At 65.6% G+C, this 22620-nt stretch carries 17 protein-coding genes and 2 tRNA genes; 14 read left to right on the forward strand and 5 right to left on the reverse strand.

Translation table 11 applies throughout. The annotated features are described in order from the left end of the window. Window positions 1–170: 170 nt before the first annotated feature. Window positions 171–1235, reverse strand: a complete 1065-nt coding sequence (gene queG / locus NJG22_RS14435; protein WP_253095424.1) for a tRNA epoxyqueuosine(34) reductase QueG — start codon at window positions 1233–1235, stop codon at window positions 171–173. 64 nt (window positions 1236–1299) lie between these two features. Here queG and NJG22_RS14440 point away from each other — a divergent pair, with 64 nt between their 5' ends. The 12 genes from NJG22_RS14440 to NJG22_RS14495 all read left to right on the forward strand — a co-directional run bounded on the left by NJG22_RS14440 (window position 1300) and on the right by NJG22_RS14495 (window position 15724). Further along, on the forward strand, window positions 1300–2160 hold the full coding sequence (locus NJG22_RS14440; protein ID WP_253095426.1) for an NAD(P)H-hydrate dehydratase: 861 nt from the start codon (window positions 1300–1302) through the stop codon (window positions 2158–2160). Then, on the forward strand, window positions 2148–2621 hold the full coding sequence (tsaE, locus tag NJG22_RS14445; protein WP_253095428.1) for a tRNA (adenosine(37)-N6)-threonylcarbamoyltransferase complex ATPase subunit type 1 TsaE: 474 nt from the start codon (window positions 2148–2150) through the stop codon (window positions 2619–2621). The genes NJG22_RS14440 and tsaE overlap by 13 nt, the downstream gene beginning before the upstream one ends. Window positions 2622–2633: 12 nt before the next feature. After that, on the forward strand, window positions 2634–4064 hold the full coding sequence (locus NJG22_RS14450; RefSeq protein ID WP_253095430.1) for an N-acetylmuramoyl-L-alanine amidase: 1431 nt from the start codon (window positions 2634–2636) through the stop codon (window positions 4062–4064). Further along, window positions 4061–5962: a DNA mismatch repair endonuclease MutL gene (gene mutL, locus NJG22_RS14455; protein WP_253095432.1), complete on the forward strand. Its 1902-nt coding sequence runs from the start codon at window positions 4061–4063 to the stop codon at window positions 5960–5962. Before NJG22_RS14450 ends, mutL begins: the two co-directional genes overlap by 4 nt. A 1-nt stretch (window position 5963) precedes the next feature. After that, window positions 5964–6935, forward strand: coding sequence for a tRNA (adenosine(37)-N6)-dimethylallyltransferase MiaA (gene miaA / locus NJG22_RS14460; RefSeq protein ID WP_253095434.1), 972 nt, complete (start codon window positions 5964–5966; stop codon window positions 6933–6935). Between the two features lie 94 nt (window positions 6936–7029). Next, entirely contained in the window at window positions 7030–7290 is a 261-nt protein-coding gene (hfq, locus tag NJG22_RS14465) for an RNA chaperone Hfq (RefSeq protein WP_134690293.1), read from the forward strand. Window positions 7291–7305: 15 nt separating this feature from the next. Next, the gene (gene hflX / locus NJG22_RS14470; RefSeq protein ID WP_217852362.1) at window positions 7306–8607 is read left to right on the forward strand and encodes a ribosome rescue GTPase HflX; all 1302 of its coding nucleotides are present in this window, start codon (window positions 7306–7308) and stop codon (window positions 8605–8607) included. A gap of 96 nt (window positions 8608–8703) precedes the next feature. Further along, window positions 8704–9888, forward strand: coding sequence for an FtsH protease activity modulator HflK (gene hflK / locus NJG22_RS14475; protein WP_253095436.1), 1185 nt, complete (start codon window positions 8704–8706; stop codon window positions 9886–9888). Continuing rightward, window positions 9888–10757, forward strand: coding sequence for a protease modulator HflC (hflC, locus tag NJG22_RS14480; protein WP_134690290.1), 870 nt, complete (start codon window positions 9888–9890; stop codon window positions 10755–10757). The genes hflK and hflC overlap by 1 nt, the downstream gene beginning before the upstream one ends. 292 nt (window positions 10758–11049) lie before the next feature. Continuing rightward, window positions 11050–12237, forward strand: a complete 1188-nt coding sequence (locus tag NJG22_RS14485; protein WP_253095438.1) for an ATP phosphoribosyltransferase regulatory subunit — start codon at window positions 11050–11052, stop codon at window positions 12235–12237. Between the two features lie 56 nt (window positions 12238–12293). Then, complete coding sequence (locus tag NJG22_RS14490; protein WP_186660778.1) at window positions 12294–13586, forward strand: adenylosuccinate synthase; 1293 nt, start codon at window positions 12294–12296, stop codon at window positions 13584–13586. A 203-nt stretch (window positions 13587–13789) separates the two neighbouring features. Continuing rightward, window positions 13790–15724 carry a methyl-accepting chemotaxis protein gene (locus tag NJG22_RS14495; protein ID WP_217852370.1) on the forward strand — a complete coding sequence of 645 codons (1935 nt, stop codon included), beginning with the start codon at window positions 13790–13792 and terminating at the stop codon, window positions 15722–15724. A 65-nt stretch (window positions 15725–15789) separates the two neighbouring features. Here NJG22_RS14495 and NJG22_RS14500 read toward each other — a convergent pair whose 3' ends face one another. From NJG22_RS14500 to NJG22_RS14515, 4 genes are all read right to left on the reverse strand, one after another. Next, complete coding sequence (locus tag NJG22_RS14500; RefSeq protein WP_253095440.1) at window positions 15790–17355, reverse strand: iron ABC transporter permease; 1566 nt, start codon at window positions 17353–17355, stop codon at window positions 15790–15792. Then, window positions 17355–18368 carry an extracellular solute-binding protein gene (locus tag NJG22_RS14505; RefSeq protein WP_217852374.1) on the reverse strand — a complete coding sequence of 338 codons (1014 nt, stop codon included), beginning with the start codon at window positions 18366–18368 and terminating at the stop codon, window positions 17355–17357. The genes NJG22_RS14500 and NJG22_RS14505 overlap by 1 nt, the downstream gene beginning before the upstream one ends. 278 nt (window positions 18369–18646) lie before the next feature. Then, window positions 18647–18733, reverse strand: a tRNA-Leu gene (locus NJG22_RS14510). Between the two features lie 88 nt (window positions 18734–18821). Continuing rightward, a tRNA-Leu gene (locus NJG22_RS14515) sits at window positions 18822–18908 on the reverse strand. Between the two features lie 269 nt (window positions 18909–19177). Here NJG22_RS14515 and rnr point away from each other — a divergent pair. Continuing rightward, window positions 19178–21754 (forward strand): ribonuclease R, encoded by a 2577-nt coding sequence (gene rnr / locus NJG22_RS14520; protein WP_253095442.1) that lies wholly within the window; start codon window positions 19178–19180, stop codon window positions 21752–21754. Beyond that, window positions 21751–22494: a 23S rRNA (guanosine(2251)-2'-O)-methyltransferase RlmB gene (rlmB, locus tag NJG22_RS14525; RefSeq protein ID WP_253095444.1), complete on the forward strand. Its 744-nt coding sequence runs from the start codon at window positions 21751–21753 to the stop codon at window positions 22492–22494. Before rnr ends, rlmB begins: the two co-directional genes overlap by 4 nt. The last annotated feature ends 126 nt before the right edge of the window (window positions 22495–22620 follow it).

Here is a 22620-nt window from a genome sequence, read left to right on the forward strand (position 1 = left end):
ACCTCCCTACGCAAGGCCTGCGTTCGGCCTCCTGAAGTCGCGAAGTTACGGGCGGCGCCTGGGCTGGCGCAGCTGTCGCGCGCTGGGGTTGGCGTTAGCCTCTTGATCGACAAAGCCAAAGCCAAAGCCAAAGCGGGGGAGTGGGGGGGCTGCAGGGGCTGCGGGTGGCGTTAAAGGGCGTTGTGGCGGGCCAGCGCCCACTCTACATGCTCGCGTACTAGCACCGACGGATCATCCCGCCGCGCCTTCAGCGCCTCCACCACGGCAATGGTCGACGGCGCGTTGCCAAGCCCCACCGCAAGGTTGCGCAGGAAACGTTCATACCCCGCCCGGCGCAAGGGCGAGCCCTCGGTGCAGCCGAGAAAGCGCTTTTCATCCCACAGGAACAGCTCGGCCAGCTCGATATTGTCCAGCCCCCGGCGGGGAATGAAGTCATCTTCGGCAGTGGTCTTGGCGAAACGGTTCCACGGGCAGACGATCTGGCAATCGTCGCAACCGAACACCCGGTTGCCGATCAAAGGTCGCAGTTCCAGTGGAATGGCACCGCGCAGCTCGATCGTCAGGTACGAGATGCAACGCCGCGCATCGAGCTGGTAAGGCCCGACAAAGGCCTGGGTCGGGCAGATGTCCAGGCATGCCTGGCAGCGGCCGCAGTGGTCGCTGCCCTGGATGCCATCGATCGGCAGCGGCAGGTCGACGAACAGCTCGGCAAGAAAGAAGTAGCTACCCGCCTTGCGGTTGAGCAACAACGTGTTCTTGCCGATCCAGCCAAGACCCGCCTCCTGCGCCAAGGCCTTCTCCAGCACCGGCGCGCTGTCGACGAAGGCGCGGTAGCCGAACGGGCCAATGGCCTCCTGGATGCGATCGGCGAAGTGCTGCACGCGCTTGCGCACCAGCTTGTGGTAGTCGCGGCCCAAGGCGTAGCGCGAGATATAGGCCTTCTCCGGCTGCGCCAGGCGCTGGGCCATCTGCGTGTCGCCAGGCAGGTAGTCCATGCGCAGCGAAATCACCCGCACAGTGCCCGGAATCAACTCGGCTGGGCGCGAACGCTTGGTGCCATGGTCACCCATGTATTCCATTTCGCCGTTGTAGCCCGCCGCCAGCCAACGCTGCAGGTGCTGTTCGTGCTCGCCAAGCTCGACGCCGGCAATGCCGACATGGGCAAAACCGAGTTCGCGGCCCCAATCCTTGATCGATTGGGCCAGTGTGGCGATATCTGGGAGGTCGGCGGACATGGATGTGCAGGCATTACAGGCGGAGGTGCGTATAATTCTGCCAGACATCGGAGCCTTTGACCCCATGCCTCAGACCAAACACCCACAGAACACCCCGCACATCCTCAGCAGCCTCACGCTGCCGGGCCTGGCGGCGCGCCCGGCGAACGCCCACAAGGGCGACTTCGGCCATGTGCTGGTGGTCGGCGGTGACCTCGGCACGGGCGGCGCGGTGATGCTCAGCGCCGAGGCGGCGCTGCGTTGCGGTGCCGGGCTGGTCAGCGTGGCAACCCGCCCCGAGCACGTGGCCGCTGGCCTCGCCCGCCTGCCCGAGACCATGTGGCTGGGCGCAAGCTCGGCCAACCAACTGATGGCCACGCTCGAGCGCGCCACGGTACTGGTGGTCGGCCCCGGGCTTGGCCAGGCGGCCTGGGGCCGCAGCCTGCTGTCGGCGGTGGCCAACGCGCAGCAACCGCAGGTGTGGGACGCCGATGCGCTCAACCTGCTGGCGCGCATGCCGTTGGCGTTGCCCAGTGCCAGCATCCTCACCCCGCACCCCGGGGAGGCGGCGCGGCTGCTGGGCATCTCCACCGAGGCGGTGCAGGTTGACCGGGCAGGGGCCGCGCGCAAGCTGGCGCGCAAATATGCCAGCGTGTGCGTGCTCAAGGGCGCCGGCACCCTGGTGGCCGACCCCACTGGCCAGCTGGCGCTGTGCGAGCGGGGGCATCCGGCCATGGCCGGTGCCGGGCTCGGCGATGTGCTGACCGGGGTGTTGGCCGCGCTGCTGGCGCAAGGGCTGCAAGCCTGGCAGGCGGCGTGCCTGGGCGTATGGCTGCATGCCTGCGCCGGCGAGCGCCTGGGCGTTAAAGGTAGAGGCCTGGCAGCCAGTGATCTGGTGCCGGTCATTAGAGCGTTATTGGAGGAGCATTCAGCGTGTCAGGTGTAACCCTGTTTCTGGCCGACGAGCCAGCCACCGTCGCCTTTGGCGCGAAGCTGGCCGAAGTGACCGGCGGTCACGGCGTGATTTTTCTCGAAGGCGACCTGGGCGCCGGCAAGACCACATTGTCACGTGGCCTGATCCGTGGCCTGGGCCACCAGGGGCCGGTGAAAAGCCCGACCTTTACCGTGGTCGAACCCTACGAAATCGGCGATATCCGTGCCTTCCACTTCGACCTGTATCGCCTGGTCGACCCGGAAGAACTCGAGTTCATGGGCATCCGCGACTATTTCGACGGCGATGCGCTGTGCCTGTTCGAGTGGCCCGATAAGGGCGCAGGCGTTTTGCCAAAGCCCGACCTGACCATTACCATAAGCCCGCAAGCGGGCGGACGTTCGCTTGACCTGTCGCCGCAGGGGGCACGCGGCGAATCCTGGTGTGCCGTTCTGGCCGAAGAATTCAAACAGTAAGTGGGGAAAGGTATGCGCATACGCGCACTGGTCGCTGTCGTTGGGCTGCTGCTGACCGCGGTGACCGTTGACGCTCTGGCCGTCACTCAAGTCAAGAGCATGCGCCTGTGGCGCGCTCCGGACAACACGCGGCTGGTCTTCGACCTGTCCGGGCCTGTGCAGCACAGCGTCTTCACCCTGACCGCACCCGATCGCCTGGTGATCGACATCAACGGCGCCACCCTCGGTGCGCCGCTGAACGTCTCCACTTCGAACACGCCGATCACCAGCGTGCGCTCGGCGCAGCGCACGCCCACCGACCTGCGGGTGGTGGTCGACCTGAAAAAAGCCGTGTCGCCGAAGAGCTTCACCCTGGCGCCAAACGCCCAGTACGGCAACCGCCTGGTGGTCGACCTGTACGACCAGGAAGCCGACGCCATTGCCGCCAGCAACCCAACCCCGCCACCGGCGCCACAAACGCCGGCGACCACCCCGGCCGTGCCGGTGACCCCGGCGCAGCCGGCGATCAAGCTGCCGCCGGCGCCGGCCGGCAAGCGCGATATCGTGGTGGCCATCGACGCCGGTCATGGCGGCGAGGACCCGGGCGCGTCAGGCTCGCGCGGCCAGCATGAAAAAGACATCGTGCTGCAGATCGCCAAGGAGCTGCAGCGCCAGATCAACACCGAGAAGGGCTATCGCGCCGAGCTGACCCGTACCGGCGACTACTTCATCCCGCTGCGCAAACGCACCGAGATCGCCCGCAAGAAGGGCGCCGACCTGTTCGTCTCGATCCACGCCGACGCCGCGCCATCCAAGGCCGCCTTCGGCGCCTCGGTGTTCGCCCTGTCCGACCGTGGCGCCACCTCCGAGACCGCGCGCTGGCTGGCCGACACGGAAAACCGCTCCGACCTGATCGGCGGTGCCGGCAACGTCAGCCTCGACGACAAGGACCGCATGCTCGCCGGCGTGCTGCTCGACCTGTCGATGACCGCCACCTTGAGCTCCAGCCTCAACGTCGGGCAGAAGGTGCTGGGCAACATGGGCCGGGTCACGCCGCTGCACAAGCAGCGCGTGGAACAAGCCGGATTCATGGTGCTGAAGTCGCCGGACATCCCGTCGATCCTGGTCGAAACCGGGTTCATCTCCAATGCCAACGAGGCCGCCAAGCTGGCCACCCGTGGCCACCAGCAAGCCCTGGCTCGCTCGATCCACACCGGGGTTCGGCAGTTCTTCCAGCAGAACCCGCCGCCAGGCACCTACATCGCCTGGCTGCGTGACAGCGGCAGGATCGCCCAGGGCCCGCGCGAGCACAGCGTGCGTCCCGGTGAGACGCTGGCGATGATCGCCGTGCGCTATCAGGTGAGCGTCGCCGCCCTGCGTAGCAGCAACAACCTCAAGAGCGACGAGCTGAAAGTCGGCCAGCACCTCGATATCCCCACCACCGCCCTGGCGTCGCAGCAATGAGTGGCGGTTCGCGCATCCAGCTGCTCAGCCCGCGGCTGGCCAACCAGATCGCCGCCGGCGAGGTGGTCGAGCGCCCCGCCTCGGTGGCCAAGGAGCTGCTGGAGAACAGCCTGGACTCCGGTGCCCGGCGCATCGAGGTCGAGGTGGAGCAGGGCGGCGTGAAACTGCTGCGGGTGCGCGACAACGGCAGTGGCATCGCCCCCGATGACCTGCCGCTGGCCTTGGCGCGCCACGCCACCAGCAAGATCCGCGAGCTCGAGGACCTCGAAGGCGTGCTCAGCCTGGGCTTTCGCGGTGAGGCGCTGGCATCGATCAGCTCGGTGGCCCGCCTGACCCTGACCTCGCGCACCGCCGAGGCCAGTGAAGCCTGGCAGGTGGAGACCGAAGGCCGCGACATGCTCCCGCGGGTACAGCCCGCGGCGCACCCGGTCGGCACCTCGGTGGAGGTGCGCGACCTGTTCTTCAACACCCCGGCCCGACGCAAGTTCCTCAAGGCCGAGAAGACCGAATTCGATCACCTGCAGGAAGTGATCCGGCGCCTGGCGCTGGCGCGTTTCGACGTCGGTTTCCACCTGCGGCACAACGGCAAGACCATCTTCAGCCTGCACGAGGCCGCCGACGAGATGGCCCGGGCGCGGCGCGTCGGTACCATTTGCGGCCCGGGTTTCCTCGAGCAGGCGCTGCCGCTCGACGTCGAGCGCAACGGCTTGCGCCTGTGGGGCTGGGTTGGCCTGCCGACTTTCTCGCGCAGCCAGGCCGACCTGCAGTACTTCTTCGTCAACGGCCGCGCCGTGCGCGACAAACTGGTAGCCCACGCCGTGCGCCAGGCCTATCGCGACGTGCTGTTCAATGGCCGCCACCCGACCTTCGTGCTGTTCCTCGAGTGCGACCCGACCGGCGTGGACGTCAACGTCCACCCCACCAAGCACGAAGTGCGCTTTCGTGAAGGGCGCATGGTCCACGACTTCCTCTATGGCACCTTGCACCGGGCCCTGGCCGATGTGCGCCCGGAAGACCAGCTCGCGGCCCCTGCGGCGGCGAGCGAAATGGTCCGCCCCAGCGGCCAGCAGGCCGGCGAGTTCGGCCCCCAGGGCGAGATGCGCCTGGCCTCGCCGGTGCTCGAGCAGCCCCAGGGCGAGCAACGCTCGACGTTCTCCGCTGGCGGCTCGGGTGCGGGCTATCAGTACCAGTACACGCCGCGACCTTCGCAGCCATTGAACGTCGGCGAGGCCCAGGCGGCCTATCGCGAATTCTACGCGCCGCTGGACAATGCCAGCGCCGCGCCCAGCAGCCTGCCGCAAAGCCAGGGCGACATTCCGCCGTTGGGCTACGCCCTGGCCCAGCTCAAGGGTATCTACATCCTGGCCGAGAACGCCGTCGGCCTGGTGCTGGTGGACATGCACGCGGCCCATGAACGCATCATGTACGAGCGCCTCAAGGTGGCCATGGCCAGCGAAGGCCTGAGCGGCCAGCCGCTGCTGGTGCCGGAGTCGCTGGCGCTGAGCCAGCGCGAGGCCGACTGCGCCGAGGAGCACGCCCAGTGGTTCCAGCGCCTGGGCTTCGAGCTGCAGCGCCTGGGCCCCGAGACCCTGGCGATCCGCCAGATTCCTGCGCTGCTCAAGCAGGCCGAGGCCAACCGCCTGGTCCAGGACGTGCTCGCCGACCTCATGGAGTACGGCACCAGCGACCGTATCCAGGCGCACCTCAACGAGCTGCTCGGGACCATGGCCTGCCACGGCGCGGTGCGTGCCAACCGGCGTCTGGCCATCGCGGAAATGAACGCGCTGCTGCGCGACATGGAAAACACCGAGCGCAGCGGCCAGTGCAACCATGGTCGGCCGACCTGGACCCAGATGGGCCTGGACGACCTGGACAAGCTGTTCCTGCGGGGCCGATAAGATGAGCGCGAAACCCCCGGCGATATTCCTGATGGGCCCGACCGCGGCCGGCAAGACCGACCTGGCCATCGAGCTGACCAAGGTGCTGCCCTGCGAGCTGATCAGCGTTGACTCGGCCCTGGTCTACCGCGGCATGGACATCGGTACCGCGAAACCTTCCAAGGCGGTGCTGGCCGCCCACCCGCACCGGCTGATCGACATCATCGACCCGGCCGAAAGCTATTCGGCCAAGCGCTTCTGCACCGATGCCCTCGAAGCCATGGCCGAGATCACCGCGCGCGGCAAGATCCCGCTGCTGGTCGGCGGCACCATGCTTTATTACAAGGCGCTGGTCGAGGGCCTGGCCGACATGCCGGCCGCCGACCCTGCGGTGCGCGCCGAGCTCGAGGCCCAGGCCAGTACCCTGGGCCTGGCCGAGCTGCACCGCCAGCTGGCCGAAGTGGACCCGGAATCGGCCGCGCGTATCCATCCGAATGACCCGCAGCGGCTGATTCGCGCGCTTGAGGTGTACCGTGTCAGCGGCGAAAGCATGACCGCCCACCGGCAGCGTCAATTCGCGGAAAGTCGCGGCGCAGACGCAGGCGCGGACGGGCATTTGCCCTATACTGTCGCCAGCCTGGCGATAGCGCCTACAGATCGTCACATTTTGCATGAGCGAATTGCGTTACGATTTTCGCAGATGCTGGAACAGGGCTTCATCGACGAGGTCCGAACGCTGCGAGACAGAAGTGACTTGCACGCGGAGCTGCCGTCTATACGGGCAGTGGGATATCGGCAGGTCTGGGACTATCTCGACGGCAAGCTGTCTGAGAATGAGATGCGTGAACGCGGTATCATTGCCACGCGCCAGTTGGCCAAGCGCCAGTTCACCTGGTTGCGCGGCTGGCACGACGTCCACTGGCTGGATAGCCTGGCCTGCGACAATCTGTCCCGCACCTTGAAATACCTGGGGACCGTCTCCATATTGAGCTGAGTCCCTGCCAAATGCCGTCTATTCTTGCGAAGGGACGGCATAATTTATCGATTTTCTTGATTTTCTACTATTGATCCTTACAGGAGTGCGGCATATGTCAAAAGGGCATTCGCTACAAGACCCTTACTTGAACACCTTGAGAAAAGAAAAAGTCCCGGTTTCGATCTATCTGGTCAACGGGATCAAGCTGCAGGGCCAGATCGAATCCTTCGACCAGTTCGTTGTGCTGCTGAAGAACACCGTCAGCCAGATGGTCTACAAGCACGCCATTTCGACCGTCGTCCCTGCCCGTCCGGTTCGCCTGCCAAGCCCGACTGATGCCGATCACGGCGATAGCGAGCCAGGCAACGCTTGAAAGTAGGAGCCTGCATTGTTCTTTGAGCGCCACGGTGGTGGTGAGCGAGCGCTGCTCGTTCACTTGGAAGGTCAGAACCCTGAGGCGCGCGAAGACCCGCAGGAGTTTCAGGAGCTGGCGCTGTCGGCCGGAGCCGATATCGTCTCGCTGGTAACAGTGGCGCGGCATCAGCCCACCGCCAAGTTTCTGATCGGCAGTGGCAAGGTCGAGGAGCTACGCGACCTGGTCCATTCGGCCGAAGCCGACCTGGTGATTTTCAATCACACCCTCACGCCCAGCCAGGAACGCAACCTCGAACGTGTCTTCGAGTGCCGCGTGCTGGACCGTACCGGGCTGATTCTCGATATCTTCGCCCAGCGGGCGCGTACTCACGAAGGCAAGCTGCAGGTCGAACTGGCCCAGCTCGAGCACATGAGCACGCGGCTGGTGCGCGGCTGGACCCACCTTGAGCGGCAGAAGGGCGGTATCGGCTTGCGCGGCCCGGGCGAGACCCAGCTGGAAACCGACCGCCGACTGCTGCGGGTGCGCCTGCGCCAGATCAAGGCACGCCTGGAGAAGGTGCGCAGCCAGCGCGAGCAGGCCCGTCGCGGGCGCAAGCGCGCGGACATCCCGTCGGTGTCGCTGGTGGGCTACACCAACGCCGGCAAGTCGACCCTGTTCAACGCCCTTACCCAGTCCGAGGTGTATGCCGCCGACCAGCTGTTCGCCACCCTCGACCCGACCCTGCGCCGGCTCGAACTGGCCGACCTGGGGCCAATCGTGCTGGCCGACACCGTGGGCTTCATTCGCCACCTGCCGCACAAGCTGGTCGAGGCATTTCGGGCTACGCTCGAAGAGTCGAGCAACTCCGACCTGCTGCTGCACGTGATCGACGCCCATGAGCCCGAGCGCATGGAGCAGATCGAACAGGTACTGGCGGTGCTGGGCGAGATCGGCGCCGAGAGCTTGCCGATCCTCGAGGTGTATAACAAACTCGACCTGCTCGAGGATGTCGAGCCGCAGATCCAGCGCGATGCCGATGGCAAGCCGCAACGGGTCTGGGTATCGGCACGCGACGGACGCGGCCTGGAGCTGGTGGGCCAGGCGGTGGCCGAGTTGCTGGGGGACGACCTGTATGTCGGCACCCTGCGCCTGGAGCAGCGATTTGCCCGCTTGCGCGCGCAATTCTTTGCCCTGGGTGCCGTGCAGAGTGAAGAGCATGATGAAGAAGGGCGCAGCCTGCTGAGCGTGCGACTGCCCAGGGTCGAGCTGAATCGCCTGGTCAGCCGCGAAGGCATGGAGCCGCAAGTGTTTGTCGAGCAACACACTTTGCAATAAATGCCCGTCGAGGTCGGCGGGCAGCGGTGACAGGCATTCTGTAGCATTGGACGGCGCGCCGTGGGCGCGTCTTTGCTTTATCAGATGGAGAGCGCTATGGCTTGGAACGAGCCGGGTGGCAACTCGAACAATCAGGATCCCTGGGGCGGCCGCCGTAATGGTGGCGGCGGTGGTGGCGACAAGAAAGGTCCACCGGATCTGGACGAGGCCTTCCGCAAGCTGCAGGACAGCCTGAACGGCATGTTCGGCAGTGGCAAGAAACGCGGTGGCGGTGGTGACCGCAACATCGGCAAGGGTGGCAGCTTCGGCTTGCTGGGCATCGGCCTGGCGGTGCTGGCGGCGATCTGGCTGTACAACGCCGTGTACGTGGTGGACGAGCAGGAGCAGGCCGTGGTGCTGCGCTTCGGCAAGTACTACGAGACCGTCGGTCCCGGCCTGAATATCTATTTCCCGCCGATCGACCGCAAGTACATGGAGAACGTGACCCGCGAGCGGGCGTACACCAAGCAGGGGCAGATGCTCACCGAAGACGAGAACATCGTCGAAGTGCCGCTGACCGTGCAGTACCGCATCAGCAACCTGCAGGACTTCGTGCTCAACGTCGACCAGCCGGAAGTCAGCCTGCAGCATGCGACCGACAGTGCCCTGCGCCACGTGGTGGGTTCCACCTCGATGGACCAGGTGCTGACCGAAGGCCGCGAGCAGATGGCCGTGGACATCCGCGAGCGCCTGCAGCGCTTCCTCGACACCTACCGCACCGGTATCACCGTCACCCAGGTCAACGTACAGAGCGCGGCAGCTCCGCGTGAAGTGCAGGAAGCCTTCGACGACGTGATCCGTGCCCGTGAAGACGAGCAGCGGGCGCGCAACCAGGCCGAATCCTACGCCAATGGCGTGGTGCCGGAGGCCCGTGGCCAGGCGCAGCGCATCATCGAGGACGCCAACGGCTACCGCGACGAAGTCATCGCCCGCGCCAAGGGTGAGGCCGATCGCTTCAGCAAGCTGGTCACCGAGTACCGCAAGGCGCCGGAAGTCACGCGTCAGCGCCTGTACCTGGACACCATGCAGGAGGTTTACAGCAACGCCAGCAAGGTCCTGGTCACGGCCAAGGACGGGCAGAACAACCTGCTCTACCTGCCGCTGGACAAGATGGTCGAAGGCAGCCGCAGCAACCCGGCAGCGCCGGTCGGCAGCGTGTCGCCGTCGGTCAATGACGCCGCCGCGCGCGCTGCCCAGGACCTGCAACCACAACCGCCGCTGCGTTCCAGGGAGAGCCGCTGATGAGCAATAAATCGCTGTTCGCCCTGATTGGCGCCGTGGTGCTGGCGATCGTCGCCTGGAACTGCTTCTACATCGTCTCGCAAACTGAACGCGCGGTACTGCTGCAGTTCGGTCGCGTGGTCAAGGCCGATGTCCAGCCTGGCCTGCATGTGAAGGTGCCGTACGTGAACCAGGTGCGCAAGTTCGACGCCCGCCTGATGACCCTCGACGCCCCGACCCAGCGTTTCCTGACGCTGGAGAAGAAAGCCGTGATGGTCGATGCCTATGCCAAGTGGCGGGTGAAGGACGCCGAGCGTTTCTACACCGCGACCTCGGGCATGAAGCAGATCGCCGACGAGCGCCTGTCGCGTCGTCTGGAAAGCGGCCTGCGTGACCAGTTCGGTAAACGCACCCTGCACGAAGTGGTTTCCGGTGAACGTGACGCGCTGATGGCCGACATCACCGCTTCGCTGAACCGCATGGCCAGCAAGGAGCTGGGCATCGAGGTGGTCGACGTGCGCGTCAAGGCCATCGACCTGCCGAAGGAAGTCAACCGCAGCGTGTTCGACCGCATGAGCACCGAGCGTGAGCGTGAGGCCCGCGAGCACCGCGCCAAGGGTAACGAACTGGCCGAAGGTATTCGTGCCGACGCCGACCGTCAGCGCCGCGTGCTGCTGGCCGAAGCGTATCGTGAAGCGGAAGAGACCCGCGGTGATGGCGACGCCCAGGCGGCGGCCATCTATGCCAAGGCCTACACCCAGGACGCCGATTTCTACGCGTTCTACCGTAGCCTCAAGGCCTATCGCGAAAGCTTCTCCAGCAAGAGCGACGTGCTGGTCCTGGACGCGAAGAACGAGTTCTTCCGCTACCTGGACAAGAGCAAGCCCTGATGGCACCCGCATGAGGGAACGCCCCGTCTGGCAGCTAAAATGCCAGGCGGGGTGCATCCTGAATGAAAAGGGGTGTATGATGCGGCAGCCGGGAAATTCCCGGCTTTTTTGCGTCTGCAAGGTTGATTGGCCGCTGGCTTGTTGACGGTTTGGTCAGGACGCAAGGCAATTCGAGGGTATTGGCTACGGTGGTTGCGCTGGGATCGGTGCTGCCCGCTATTGTGCGCCAATGCCTGCTTTACTCACGGCTCGCCAGCTGGCAGGCCGCCCGGACCAGAGGGGAAATGGCGTAATGGCAACGGTAGACCGCTGGCTGCTGCCAGATGGCATCGAGGAAGTACTGCCACCTGAAGCCGCGCGCATCGAAATCGCGCGTCGCCAGGTGTTGGACCTGTTCCAGAGTTGGGGTTACGAACTGGTCGTCACGCCGCATATCGAGTACCTGGAGTCGCTGCTGACCGGCGCCGGCCAGGACCTGGACCAGCGCACCTTCAAGGTGGTCGACCCGCAGTCGGGCCGCCTGATGGGCTTCCGCGCCGACTTCACGCCGCAGGTGGCGCGTATCGACGCCCACACCCTGCGCCGTGAAGGGCCGAGCCGCCTGTGCTACGCCGGCAGCGTGCTGCACGCCCAGCCACGTGCCCTGTCCACCTCGCGCAGCCCGATCCAGCTGGGCGCCGAGCTGTACGGCGACGCCAGCCCGACCAGCGATGTCGAGGTCATCAGCCTGATGCTCGCCACGCTGCAGCTGACCGACGTGGCGGATGTGCACATGGACCTCGGCCACGTCGGTATCTACCGTGGCCTGGCCCGTGCCGCCAACCTGTCCGGCGCGGTCGAGCAGCAGTTGTTCGACGCCCTGCAGCGCAAGGCCGTCGATGAAGTACAGGCGCTCACCGCCGACCTGCCAAAGGACCTGGGCAACATGCTGCGTGCCCTGTGCGAGCTGTGCGGTGGCCGTGAAGTGCTGGCCGAGGCCCGCGTGCGCCTGGGCCGTGCCCCTGCCAGCGTGCTGGCGGCGCTGGACGACCTGTTGGCGATCGCCGACCGCCTGGCCGCGCGCTACCCGCAACTGCCGCTGTACTTCGACCTCGGCGAGCTGCGCGGTTACCACTACCACACCGGCGTGGTGTTCGCCGTGTTCGTCCCGGGCGAGGGGCAATCGATCGCCCAGGGCGGGCGCTACGACGACATCGGCGCCGATTTCGGCCGGGCCCGCCCGGCCACCGGTTTCTCCACGGATTTGAAGACCCTGGTCACACTGGGGCGAGCGGAGGTCGTATTGCCAGCTGGCGGCATCTGGATGCCCGACAGCAGCGATGCGGCCCTCTGGCAGATGGTCTGCCAGTTGCGCAACGAGGGCCAGCGTGTGGTCCAGGCCCTGCCTGGCCAGCCGCTGAGTGCTGCTCTCGAGGCGGATTGTGATCGGCAATTGATTCAGCAAGACGGGCGCTGGCAGGTTCTGCCGCTGACCCATTGAGATTCTGTGCCGGCAATGGGCCGGCAACCAAGTTTGCGTGAATGAGGACAAGTGTTATGGGTAAGAATGTCGTCGTCCTGGGCACCCAGTGGGGTGATGAGGGCAAAGGCAAGATCGTCGATCTGCTGACCGAACATGCTGCCGCCGTAGTGCGCTACCAAGGTGGCCACAACGCGGGTCACACCCTGGTGATCAACGGTGAGAAGACCGTTCTGCACCTGATTCCTTCGGGCATCCTGCGTGAAGGCGTACAGTGCCTGATCGGCAACGGCGTGGTCGTTGCGCCGGACGCCCTGATGCGTGAAATCACCAAGCTGGAAGAGAAGGGCGTGCCGGTGCGCGAGCGCCTGCGCATCAGCCCGGCCGCGCCGCTGATCCTGTCCTACCACGTGGCGCTGGACCAGGCCCGTGAGAAGGCCCGTGGCGAAGCCAAGATCGGCACCACCGGCCGTGGCATCGGCCCCGCCTACGAAGACAAGGTCGCCCGCCGTGGCCTGCGCGTCGGCGATCTGTTCCACCGCGAGCGTTTCGCCGCCAAGCTCGGTGAGCTGCTGGACTACCACAACTTCCAGCTGGTCAATTACTACAAAGAGCCGGCCATCGACTTCCAGCAGACCCTGGACGAGTGCATGGCCTACGCCGAGCAGCTCAAGCCGATGATGCTCGACGTCACCGCCGAGCTGCACAACCTGCGCCGCGCCGGCAAGGACATCATGTTCGAAGGCGCCCAGGGCTCGCTGCTGGACATCGACCACGGTACCTACCCGTACGTCACCAGCTCCAACACCACCGCCGGCGGCATCTCCACCGGTTCCGGCGTTGGCCCGATGTACCTGGACTACATCCTCGGCATCACCAAGGCCTACACCACCCGCGTCGGTTCCGGTCCGTTCCCGACCGAACTGTTCGACGAGACCGGCGCCACCCTGGCCAAGCGTGGCCACGAGTTCGGTTCGACCACCGGTCGTGCTCGTCGCTGCGGCTGGTTCGATGCCGTGATCCTGCGTCGCGCCATCGACGTCAACAGCATCTCGGGCATCTGCCTGACCAAGCTGGACGTGCTGGACGGCCTGGAGACCATCAACATCTGCGTGGGCTACAAGAACGAGAACGGCGCCGTCATCGATGCGCCTTCCGACGCCGACAGCTACATCGGCCTGGAGCCGGTGTACGAAGAAATGCCAGGCTGGAGCGAGTCGACCCTGGGCGTGAAAACCCTGGAAGAACTGCCAGCCGCCGCGCGCGCTTACATCAAGCGCATCGAGGAGCTGGTAGGTGCGCCGATCGATATCATCTCGACCGGCCCGGACCGCAACGAGACCATCGTGCTGCGTCATCCGTTCGCCTGATCAGCTACCCCGCTAGCTGACTGAACGCCGCGCCCCCGCAAGGAGGCGCGGCGTTTTCATGTGCGCAGCCCACGTGCGCACAAATGCCTTGCCTCGCGCTTTCCTTTGGCGTTTATGCCTGCTGCCTTCGGCACAACCCTTGCTGTAAGAAGTTTCTGTAGATGCCATCAAAGTAATGGCCCCAGAAACACGAGGGTTACAACGTGTCCGCCATCCTTTCACTGTTACGAAGCCGCCTGTTGCGGCCTGTGTTTGTTGCGCTTGGTATCGCTCTTCTGGTGCAGGTGCTGGTTGCCGTCGCACTGACACGGAGCACGGTCACCGCCCTGGAGGCCGACCTGGGCGAGCGCCTGGGTAACGACAGCCGGCAATTGGCCGCCGAGTTGGAGCAGGCCGGGCAGGATGTGCGCGCCGGCCTCGACAGCCTCTCGGCCAGTACGCGTCAGCGCCTGAGCGCGGGCCTGTCCAGCCGCCTGCACGACGAGCAGCAGCAATTGCGCGCCACCCTTGAACAGAACCTCAAGGACTCGGCCAACGACATGGCCGAGCTGCTGGCCTCGGTCGCGCCGCGGGCGATCTGGGACAACGACGTGCCGATGCTGTCGGACTTCGCCCGCCGCGCCCAGCGCAATCCCAACGTGTTGTTCGTGATCTACGACGATGCCCAGGGCCAGCACCTGACGCGCTACCTCAACCGGCAGAACCCGATCAACCAGGCGTTGATCGACAAGGGCCAGGGCGAGCGGGCGCTGGACAAGGTGCTCGATGCGGCGCGCAAAGACCCGTCGGTGTACTTCATCGAGGCGTCGATCAACCCCAATGGCGCCGAGATCGGCAAAGTGCTGATGGGGGTCTCCACGGCTGGAGTCGACAAGGAACTGCAGGCCCTGGACCTGCGCTTCAACGCGCTGATCGCCAGCGGTGAGCAACTGGTCGGCGACAGCCTGGTGGCCGCCGCTGCCGACAGTGGCAAGGCCCTGCGCGCGCGCCTGGAGACCGCGCAGAACAGCGCCACGGCGATGCAGGCCAATACCGCGCAGACCGTGCGCGATGCTGCCGCCGAGCTGCGCTGGCGGATTGGCCTGGGCCTGGTGCTGGTGGGCCTGGGCGTGCTGCTGGTGGTGGCCGTGGTGCTGGGTCGGCGGGTGCTCAGCAAGCTGCGCCTGTTGATCGCTGCGCTCAACGACCTGGCGGCAGGCGAAGGCGACCTGACCAAGCGCGTGACCCTGGACAGCCGCGACGAGATTGGCGACATGGCCTCGGCGGTGAACCGCTTCGTCGACAAGCTGCAGCCTATCGTCCGCGAGGCGGGCGAGGTGGCCCAGCGCACTGGCGTGGAAATCGGCGCCATGGCCCAGCGCAACGCCGGCGCCGATGCCGCCGCCGCGTTGCAGCGCGACGAGGTGGCGGCCAGCCTGCGTGACCTGTCGAGCATGGCGGACGAGGCCCAGGCCGAGAGCCAGGCGATGCAGGCGGCGTTGCAGCAGGTGGTCGATATTCGCCAGGCCACCGATGAGAACAGCCAGGCCACCACGCAGTTGGCGCGGCTGATCGAGAACCTGGCCGGCGAGGTGCAGACCGGCTCCCAGGTGATCGAGCGCCTGGCCCAGCAGAGCGAGCAGATCGAGGTGGTACTGACGGTGATCCATGGCATCGCCGAGCAGACCAACTTGCTGGCGCTCAATGCGGCCATCGAGGCGGCGCGGGCGGGGGAGACCGGGCGTGGCTTTGCCGTGGTGGCCGACGAGGTGCGGGCGCTGGCGAGCAAGACGCAGAGCTCGACTGGGGATATCCAGTCGCACATCGCTGCGCTGCAGCAAGGGGCCAAGGAGGCGGTGGCGACCATCAGCCAGGCTGGGCGCCAGGCCAGCGAAGGCTTGCTGGTGCTGCGTGACAACGAGCGGCGTCAGCAGTCGGTACAGGCAGCGGTGGAGCAGGTGCATGCGGCGATCGGCCTGGCCACCCGGGCGGCGGAGCAGCAGGCCAATGGCGCGCAGGCGGTGCGCGGGCGAGTGGAAACCATCCACACCCAGGCCGAGCGTTCGGCCGAGGTGGTGATGCAGACCACCGCCAGCAGCAAGGTGCTCGATGACCTGGCCGCGCAGTTGCGCGCCAGCCTGGGGCAGTTCAGGGCCTGAGGTTCGCCGGCAAGCCGGCTCCTGCACGAAACCCGTAGGAGCCGGCTTGCCGGCGAACAGGGGTGTCACGCCTTGTTCAGATACATCCGCGTGGTCAGCAGATACACCGGCAGCCCCGAGACCAGGATCAGCAACGCCGCATACGGCGCCGCCGCGGCGAACTCGACATTGGCGGTGTGCGCCCATACCTCGGTGGCCAGGGTGGTCATGCCGGTGGGGCTGAGCAGCAAGGTCGCGGTCAGCTCCTTCATCGCATCCAGGAACACCAGGGCGAAGGCCGCCGCCATCGCCGGGAAGATGATCGGCAGGGTGACCCGACAGAACGCCGCGAAGCTGCTCGCGCCCAGGGTTCGCGCCGCCTCTTCCAGGGTTGGCGAGGCCTTGTTCAGCGCCGTGCGCACCGGCGACTGGGCCAGCGGCAGGAACAGCAGGGCGTAGGCCAGGATCAGCAAGGCAGTGGTCTGGTACAGCGCCGGCACGTAGTGCAAGGCGAAGAACACCAGGGTCAGCGCGATCACCAGGCCGGGCAGGGCGTGCAGCAGGTATGGCAGGCGTTCGGCCCAGATCGCCAGGCGCCCCTTGTAGCGCACCACCAGGAAGCTGATCGGCAACGCCAGCAGCACGCAGAAGCCGGCGCCGCCCAGCGACACCGACAGCGAAGTGACCAGTGCCTTGCCGATGGCTGCAACCGGGAACGCCGCCGACGAGCCGACGCTCAGCCAGTAGCCGAGCATCGCCAGCGGAATGCCGCTGCCCAGCACCGCCAGTGCCAGGCAGAACAGCTGCCCCAGGGGCATCCAGCCGCCCAGGCGCAGCGGCTGGGCGCGGCGCGCCACACCTTGGCCGATGCGCACGTGGCGGGCCTTGCCGCGCACCCGCAGTTCCAGCCACAGCATCGCCAGGCACAGCGCCAGCAGCACGGCCGAAAGCATCGCGGCATTGGCGTTGCTGAACTCCAGCTCGAACTGCTGGTAGATCGCCGTGGTGAAGGTCTGCAAGCCGAGGATCGACAGCGCGCCGAACTCCACCAGCATGTGCAGGGCGATCAGCAGCGCGCCGCCGAGCATCGATGGCCACAGCAGCGGCAGGGTGATCTTGCGGAACACCCCCCAGCGACTGCAGCCCAGGGTGCGTGCCGACTCCTCGAGCGCGGTGTCGAGGTTGCGCAGGGTGGCGGCCACCGGCAGGAACACCAGTGGGTACTTGGACAGCGCCATCACCAGGATCGCCCCGCCGAGGCCTTCGAAGTCCGAGCTCAGCGACACCCAGGTGAAGCTGCTGACAAACGACGGCACGGCGAACGGCAGGCACAGCAGCACGCCCCACAGGCGCCGGCCTGGCAGGTCGCTGCGCTCCAGGAGCCAGGCCAGGGCCACGCCGACGACCAGGCACAGCAGGGTGACGCCGACCATCAGCAGCAGGGTGTTGCGCAGCAAGCCCCAGACGAACGGGCGCCAGAGCAGGCGCAGCGCTTCATGCCAGCCGGCGTCCCAGGCCTTGAGCCCGACATACAGCAAGGGCAGCACGCTCATGGCCACCAGGAACAGCACGGGCAGCACTACCCAGACGGATGGGCGTTTGCGCCGCGCAACGAAGCGAGCCAGGGCGGGCGAGGGCAGGGCGGCGGTCATCAGAGCAGGCCAACCTCACGTTCGAGCTCGATGGCCTCCTCGGCATTGCCCAGGTCGGCTGGCGAGATCTGCGGCGGGCGCAGTTCGTTGAACGGCTTCAGGCCGCGATCGGAGACCATGCCTTTGTGCAGTGGGTACTCGGCGGTGGTCTGGGTGATCACGCGCTGGCCCTCTTCACTGGCCATCCAGTTGAGCAGGGCCTGGGCTTGCTTGGGGTGCTTGCTGGCCTTGACCACCGCGGCGCCGGAAACGGTGACCAGGTTGCCGGCATCGCCATCGGCCAGGTAGTACAGCTTGGAATCCAGCTTGCCGCGCTCGCGCTCAAGGGCATACCAGTAGTAGTTGTTCACCAGCACTGCGGCCACTTCACCTTTTTCCACGGCTTTGAGGGCAACCATGTTGTTGGTGTAGGTCTTGCCGAACGCCTTCAGGCCGGTCAGCCATTCCTCGGTGGCTTCGCGTCCGTGCATCTTCAGGATGGCCACGGCCTGTTCCTGGAAGGCGCCGCTGGTGGGGACATAGCCGACGCGTCCGTCCCATTCGGGGTTGGCGAAATCCATCACCGTGGTCGGCAGGTCTTTCTCGTCGATCTTCTTCGGGTTGAACACCACGATGCGGGTGCGGGCGGTGATGCCCATCCAGGTGCCGTTGGCGCCTACATATTCCTTGGGCATCATGTTCGCGGTGGCGTCGTCGATCTTGGCCAGCAGGCCCAGCTCGCCGAGGTTGTTCAGCGGTGGCGATTCTTCGGTGTAGATGATGTCGGCCGGCGAGCGCGCGCCTTCCTCGATGATCTGGCTGGCCAGCTGGTTGCTGCTGCCCTTGCGGATATTGATGTGGATACCGGTCTTGGCCTCGTAGGCCTTGGCGATGGCTTCGCCGATTTCCTTGTGCTGGCCGTTGTACATCGTCAACGTGACGGGCTCGTCTGCCAGGGCGGCCGGAGCGCCGATCACCAGGCTCAGAACTGCAGCGGCCAGGGTGCGCATCAGCGGTTGCGGGCGGATCGTCATGCGGGTACTTCCTCGCTTACGGCTACATATTTGGAAACAATGGTAAACGAAATCGTTTCTCAAATGGGCGCATGACGGGAAATTCATGGGCAATGTAGGAGCGGCCTTGTGTCGCGAAAGGGGCGCACGGCGACCCCGGCGATTTGGTGTGCACGCAGAAACCGGGGGCCGCTGCGCGACCCTTTCGCAACACAAGGCCGCTCCTACAGGGGGGCGTTGGTTGCTTGCAAAAATCGCAGGCAAGAAAAAACCCACTAGCAAGCTAGTGGGTTTTTGTATGGTGCCCAGGAGAAGACTCGAACTTCCACGACCGTTAAGTCACTGATACCTGAAACCAGCGCGTCTACCAATTCCGCCACCTGGGCAAAGCTTTGCATCATCTGTCGAAGGCGACTATCGTACGCTTTCGCACAGTAGCAACAGATCCTTGGTCATCTGTCACTTGAAAATATTTGGTGCCCAGGAGAAGACTCGAACTTCCACGGCCGTTAAGCCACTGATACCTGAAACCAGCGCGTCTACCAATTCCGCCACCTGGGCACACCTTCGAGATAAAGAGGCTTTACAGCGTCGTTCATCTCTACTACAACTTCGGGGTTGTCCGTCGTTGTGGTGCGCACTATACGGACGCTCCTGATGCCTGTAAAGCCCCCGGTCGAAAAAAATCTCAAAAAATTCAACTTGTTGATTCCGCAGGCCGATTGTCGCTCACCGAACACCGTGGCGGGGCTGTCCAAGGCTGAGATTTCCGGTTTCAATACGCCTATGCCAGAATTCCTATCTATATACCCCAAGGTGAACCCCTTCTGATGGCCGATTGGCAATCCCTCGATCCCGAGGCCGCTCGCGAAGCGGAAAAATACGACAATCCTATTCCTAGCCGTGAGCTGATCCTGCAGCGCCTCGCCGACCGTGGCGAACCGGCTGCCCGCGAACAGCTGGCTGAAGAATTCGGTCTTTACGAAGAAGACCAGATCGAAGCCCTGCGCCGCCGCCTGCGCGCCATGGAGCGTGACGGTCAGCTTATCTACACCCGGCGCGGCACCTATGCCCCGGTGGACAAGCTCGACCTGATCTGCGGCCGTGTCTCCGGCCACCGCGATGGCTTCGGCTTCCTGATCCCCGACGACGGCAGCGAGGACCTGTTCCTCAGCCCGGCGCAGATGCGCCTGGTGTTCGACGGCGACCGTGGCCTGGCCCGGGTTTCCGGTGTCGATCGCCGTGGTCGCCGCGAAGGCGTGCTGGTGGAAGTCATCTCCCGCGCCCATGAAAGCGTGGTCGGCCGCTACTTCGAAGAAGGCGGCATTGGCTACGTGACCCCGGACAACCCGAAGATCCAGCAGGAAGTGCTGGTCACCGCCGGGCGCAACGGCGGAGCGAAGATCGGCCAGTTCGTGTCGATCAAGATCACCCACTGGCCCACTCCGCGCTTCCAGCCCCAGGGTGACGTGGTCGAGGTGATCGGCAACTACATGGCCCCGGGCATGGAGATCGACATCGCCCTGCGCAGCTACGACATCCCGCATGTCTGGCCCAAGGACGTGATCAAGGAAGCGCGCAAGTTCCGCTCGGAAGTCGAGGAGAAGGACAAGGAGAAGCGCATCGACCTGCGCCACCTGCCGTTCGTCACCATCGACGGCGAGGACGCCCGCGACTTCGACGACGCCGTCTACTGCGAACCCCTGGGCAAGCTGCGCCTGTTCTCCGGCGGCTGGCGCCTGTACGTGGCGATCGCCGACGTGTCCAGCTACGTGCGCCTGGGCTCGGCCCTGGACGTCGAGGCCCAGCAGCGCGGCAACTCGGTGTACTTCCCCGAGCGGGTGATCCCGATGCTGCCCGAGGAACTGTCCAACGGCCTGTGCTCGCTGAACCCGCACGTCGATCGCCTGGCCATGGTGTGCGAAATGACCATGAACAAGGCCGGCCAGATGGTCGACTACCAGTTCTACGAAGGCGTCATCCACTCCCATGCTCGCCTGACCTACAACAAGGTCAGCAGCATGCTCGAGCATGCCCGCACCCGCGAGGGCAAGGCGCTGCGCGAGGAGTACAAGGAGGTCCTGCCGGACCTGAAGAACCTGTACAACCTGTACAAGGTGCTGGTCGATGCCCGTCACACCCGTGGCGCCATCGATTTCGAAACGCAGGAAACCCGCATAATCTTCGGCGATGACCGCAAGATCGACGAAATTCGCCCGGCCGTGCGCAACGACGCCCACAAGCTGATCGAGGAATGCATGCTGGCGGCCAACGTCGCCACCGCCGAATTCCTGCAAAAGCACAACGTCCCCTCGCTGTACCGCGTGCACGACGGCCCGCCGCCGGAACGCCTGGAGAAACTGCGCGCCTTCCTCGGCGAGCTGGGCCTGACCCTGCACAAGGGCAAGGACCCGTCGCCCAAGGATTACCAGGCCCTGCTGGCGAGCATTGCCGGGCGCCCGGACTTCCACCTGATCCAGACCGTCATGCTGCGCTCGCTGAGCCAGGCGGTGTACAGCGTCGAGAACAACGGCCACTTCGGCCTGAACTACGAGGCCTACACCCACTTCACCTCGCCGATCCGTCGTTACCCGGACCTGCTGGTGCACCGCGCCATTCGCAGCGTGATCCGCTCCAAGGTCGACACCCCGCACGTCAAGCGTGCCGGTGCCATGAGCATCCCCAAGGCGCGTATCTACCCGTACGACGAGAACAGCCTGGAGCAGATGGGCGAGCAGTGCTCGATGACCGAGCGCCGCGCCGACGAGGCCACCCGCGACGTGGTCAACTGGCTCAAGTGCGAGTACATGCGCGACCGCGTGGGCGAAACCTTCCCTGGCGTGATCACTGCGGTGACCGGTTTTGGCCTGTTCATCGAGCTGACCGATATCTATGTCGAGGGCCTGGTGCACGTCAGCGCCTTGCCGGGTGACTACTACCACTTCGACCCGGTGCACCACCGCCTGTCGGGTGAGCGCAGCGGCCGCAGCTTCCGCCTGGGCGACACCGTGGAAGTCAAGGTCATGCGCGTCGACCTCGAGCAGCGCAAGATCGACTTCGAAATGTCCGAAGCCACGGTCAACGCGCCGGTCGGCCGCAAGCCTGCCGCCGCAGGTAAGGCCGTGGCCGGCAAGGCCGCGCCTGAAGCAGCCCCGGCGCCCGAGGCGAAGATCTCGCCCAAGCCGCGCAGCCGCAAGAGCGAGGCTGCCGAGGCGTACTTCCCGAAAGACGCCGTGCAGCGCAACGCCGAAGTGCGCAAGAGCCGCGAGATGAAAAAAGCCCTGATGGGCGAAGCGCGCCATGCCGGCAGCAAGCCGGAGAAGGGCGCCAAGGCGTCGGGCAAGACCAAGCATCGCAAGGGGCCGTCGAAGTCCGGCGCGCCACGTAAAGGCAAGAGCAAGCCATGAGTCAGCTGGAAAAGATCTACGGCGTGCATGCCGTCCAGGCACTGCTGCAACACCACCCCAAGCGGGTCAAGCAGATCTGGCTCTCCGAGGGGCGTAGCGAGCCGCGTATCCAGGCACTGCTGGAGCTGGCCGCGCAGAATCGCGTGCAGGTCGGCCAGGCCGAACGTCGCGAGCTCGACGCCTGGGTCGAGGGCGTGCACCAGGGCGTGGTCGCCGAGGTGAGTCCGAGCCAGGTGTGGGGCGAAGCGATGCTCGACGAGTTGCTCGAGCGCACCGAGACCCCGCCGCTGATCCTGGTGCTCGATGGCGTCACCGACCCGCACAACCTCGGCGCCTGCCTGCGCACCGCCGATGCTGCCGGCGCCACCGCCGTGGTGATCCCCAAGGACAAGTCGGCCACGCTCACCGGCGTGGTGCGCAAGGTCGCCTGCGGCGCCGCCGAGGTGATGCCGCTGGTGGCCGTGACCAACCTGTCCCGCACCCTGGAGAAACTCCAGCAGCGCGGGCTGTGGGTGGTCGGCACCGCCGGCGAGGCTGAGCAGGAAATCTACCAGCAGGACCTGACGGGCCCGCTGGTGATGATCATGGGCGCCGAAGGCAAGGGCATGCGTCGCCTGACCCGCGAGCACTGCGACTTCCTGGTCAAGCTGCCGATGGCCGGCAGCGTCAGCAGCCTGAACGTCTCGGTGGCCACCGGGGTGTGCCTGTTCGAGGCCGTGCGTCAGCGTCAGAAAACCTGAAAGCGGGCGTTATCTCTGTAGGAGCCGGCCTTGCCGGCGAGCACCGGCGTAGCCGGTGCCATGCCCTGTGCTGCCTGTTTCGCCAGCAATGGCTCCTACCAGAACGGCCGATGCCGGGTTGTTCAA

The organism is Pseudomonas sp. VA159-2 (assembly GCF_024126635.1).
In the GTDB taxonomy this organism is placed as follows: Bacteria; Pseudomonadota; Gammaproteobacteria; order Pseudomonadales; family Pseudomonadaceae; genus Aquipseudomonas; species Aquipseudomonas muyukensis.

Coding starts and splice junctions, on each gene's coding strand:
- NJG22_RS14485 (WP_253095438.1), top strand. CDS start 11,050: ATGGCAACGGTAGACCGCTGGCTGCTGCCAGATGGCATCGAGGAAGTA.
- miaA (WP_253095434.1), top strand. CDS start 5,964: ATGAGCGCGAAACCCCCGGCGATATTCCTGATGGGCCCGACCGCGGCC.
- rlmB (WP_253095444.1), top strand. CDS start 21,751: ATGAGTCAGCTGGAAAAGATCTACGGCGTGCATGCCGTCCAGGCACTG.
- NJG22_RS14440 (WP_253095426.1), top strand. CDS start 1,300: ATGCCTCAGACCAAACACCCACAGAACACCCCGCACATCCTCAGCAGC.
- hfq (WP_134690293.1), top strand. CDS start 7,030: ATGTCAAAAGGGCATTCGCTACAAGACCCTTACTTGAACACCTTGAGA.
- rnr (WP_253095442.1), top strand. CDS start 19,178: ATGGCCGATTGGCAATCCCTCGATCCCGAGGCCGCTCGCGAAGCGGAA.
- NJG22_RS14500 (WP_253095440.1), bottom strand. CDS start 17,355: ATGACCGCCGCCCTGCCCTCGCCCGCCCTGGCTCGCTTCGTTGCGCGG.
- NJG22_RS14490 (WP_186660778.1), top strand. CDS start 12,294: ATGGGTAAGAATGTCGTCGTCCTGGGCACCCAGTGGGGTGATGAGGGC.
- queG (WP_253095424.1), bottom strand. CDS start 1,235: ATGTCCGCCGACCTCCCAGATATCGCCACACTGGCCCAATCGATCAAG.
- hflC (WP_134690290.1), top strand. CDS start 9,888: ATGAGCAATAAATCGCTGTTCGCCCTGATTGGCGCCGTGGTGCTGGCG.
- hflK (WP_253095436.1), top strand. CDS start 8,704: ATGGCTTGGAACGAGCCGGGTGGCAACTCGAACAATCAGGATCCCTGG.
- mutL (WP_253095432.1), top strand. CDS start 4,061: ATGAGTGGCGGTTCGCGCATCCAGCTGCTCAGCCCGCGGCTGGCCAAC.
- NJG22_RS14450 (WP_253095430.1), top strand. CDS start 2,634: ATGCGCATACGCGCACTGGTCGCTGTCGTTGGGCTGCTGCTGACCGCG.
- NJG22_RS14505 (WP_217852374.1), bottom strand. CDS start 18,368: ATGACGATCCGCCCGCAACCGCTGATGCGCACCCTGGCCGCTGCAGTT.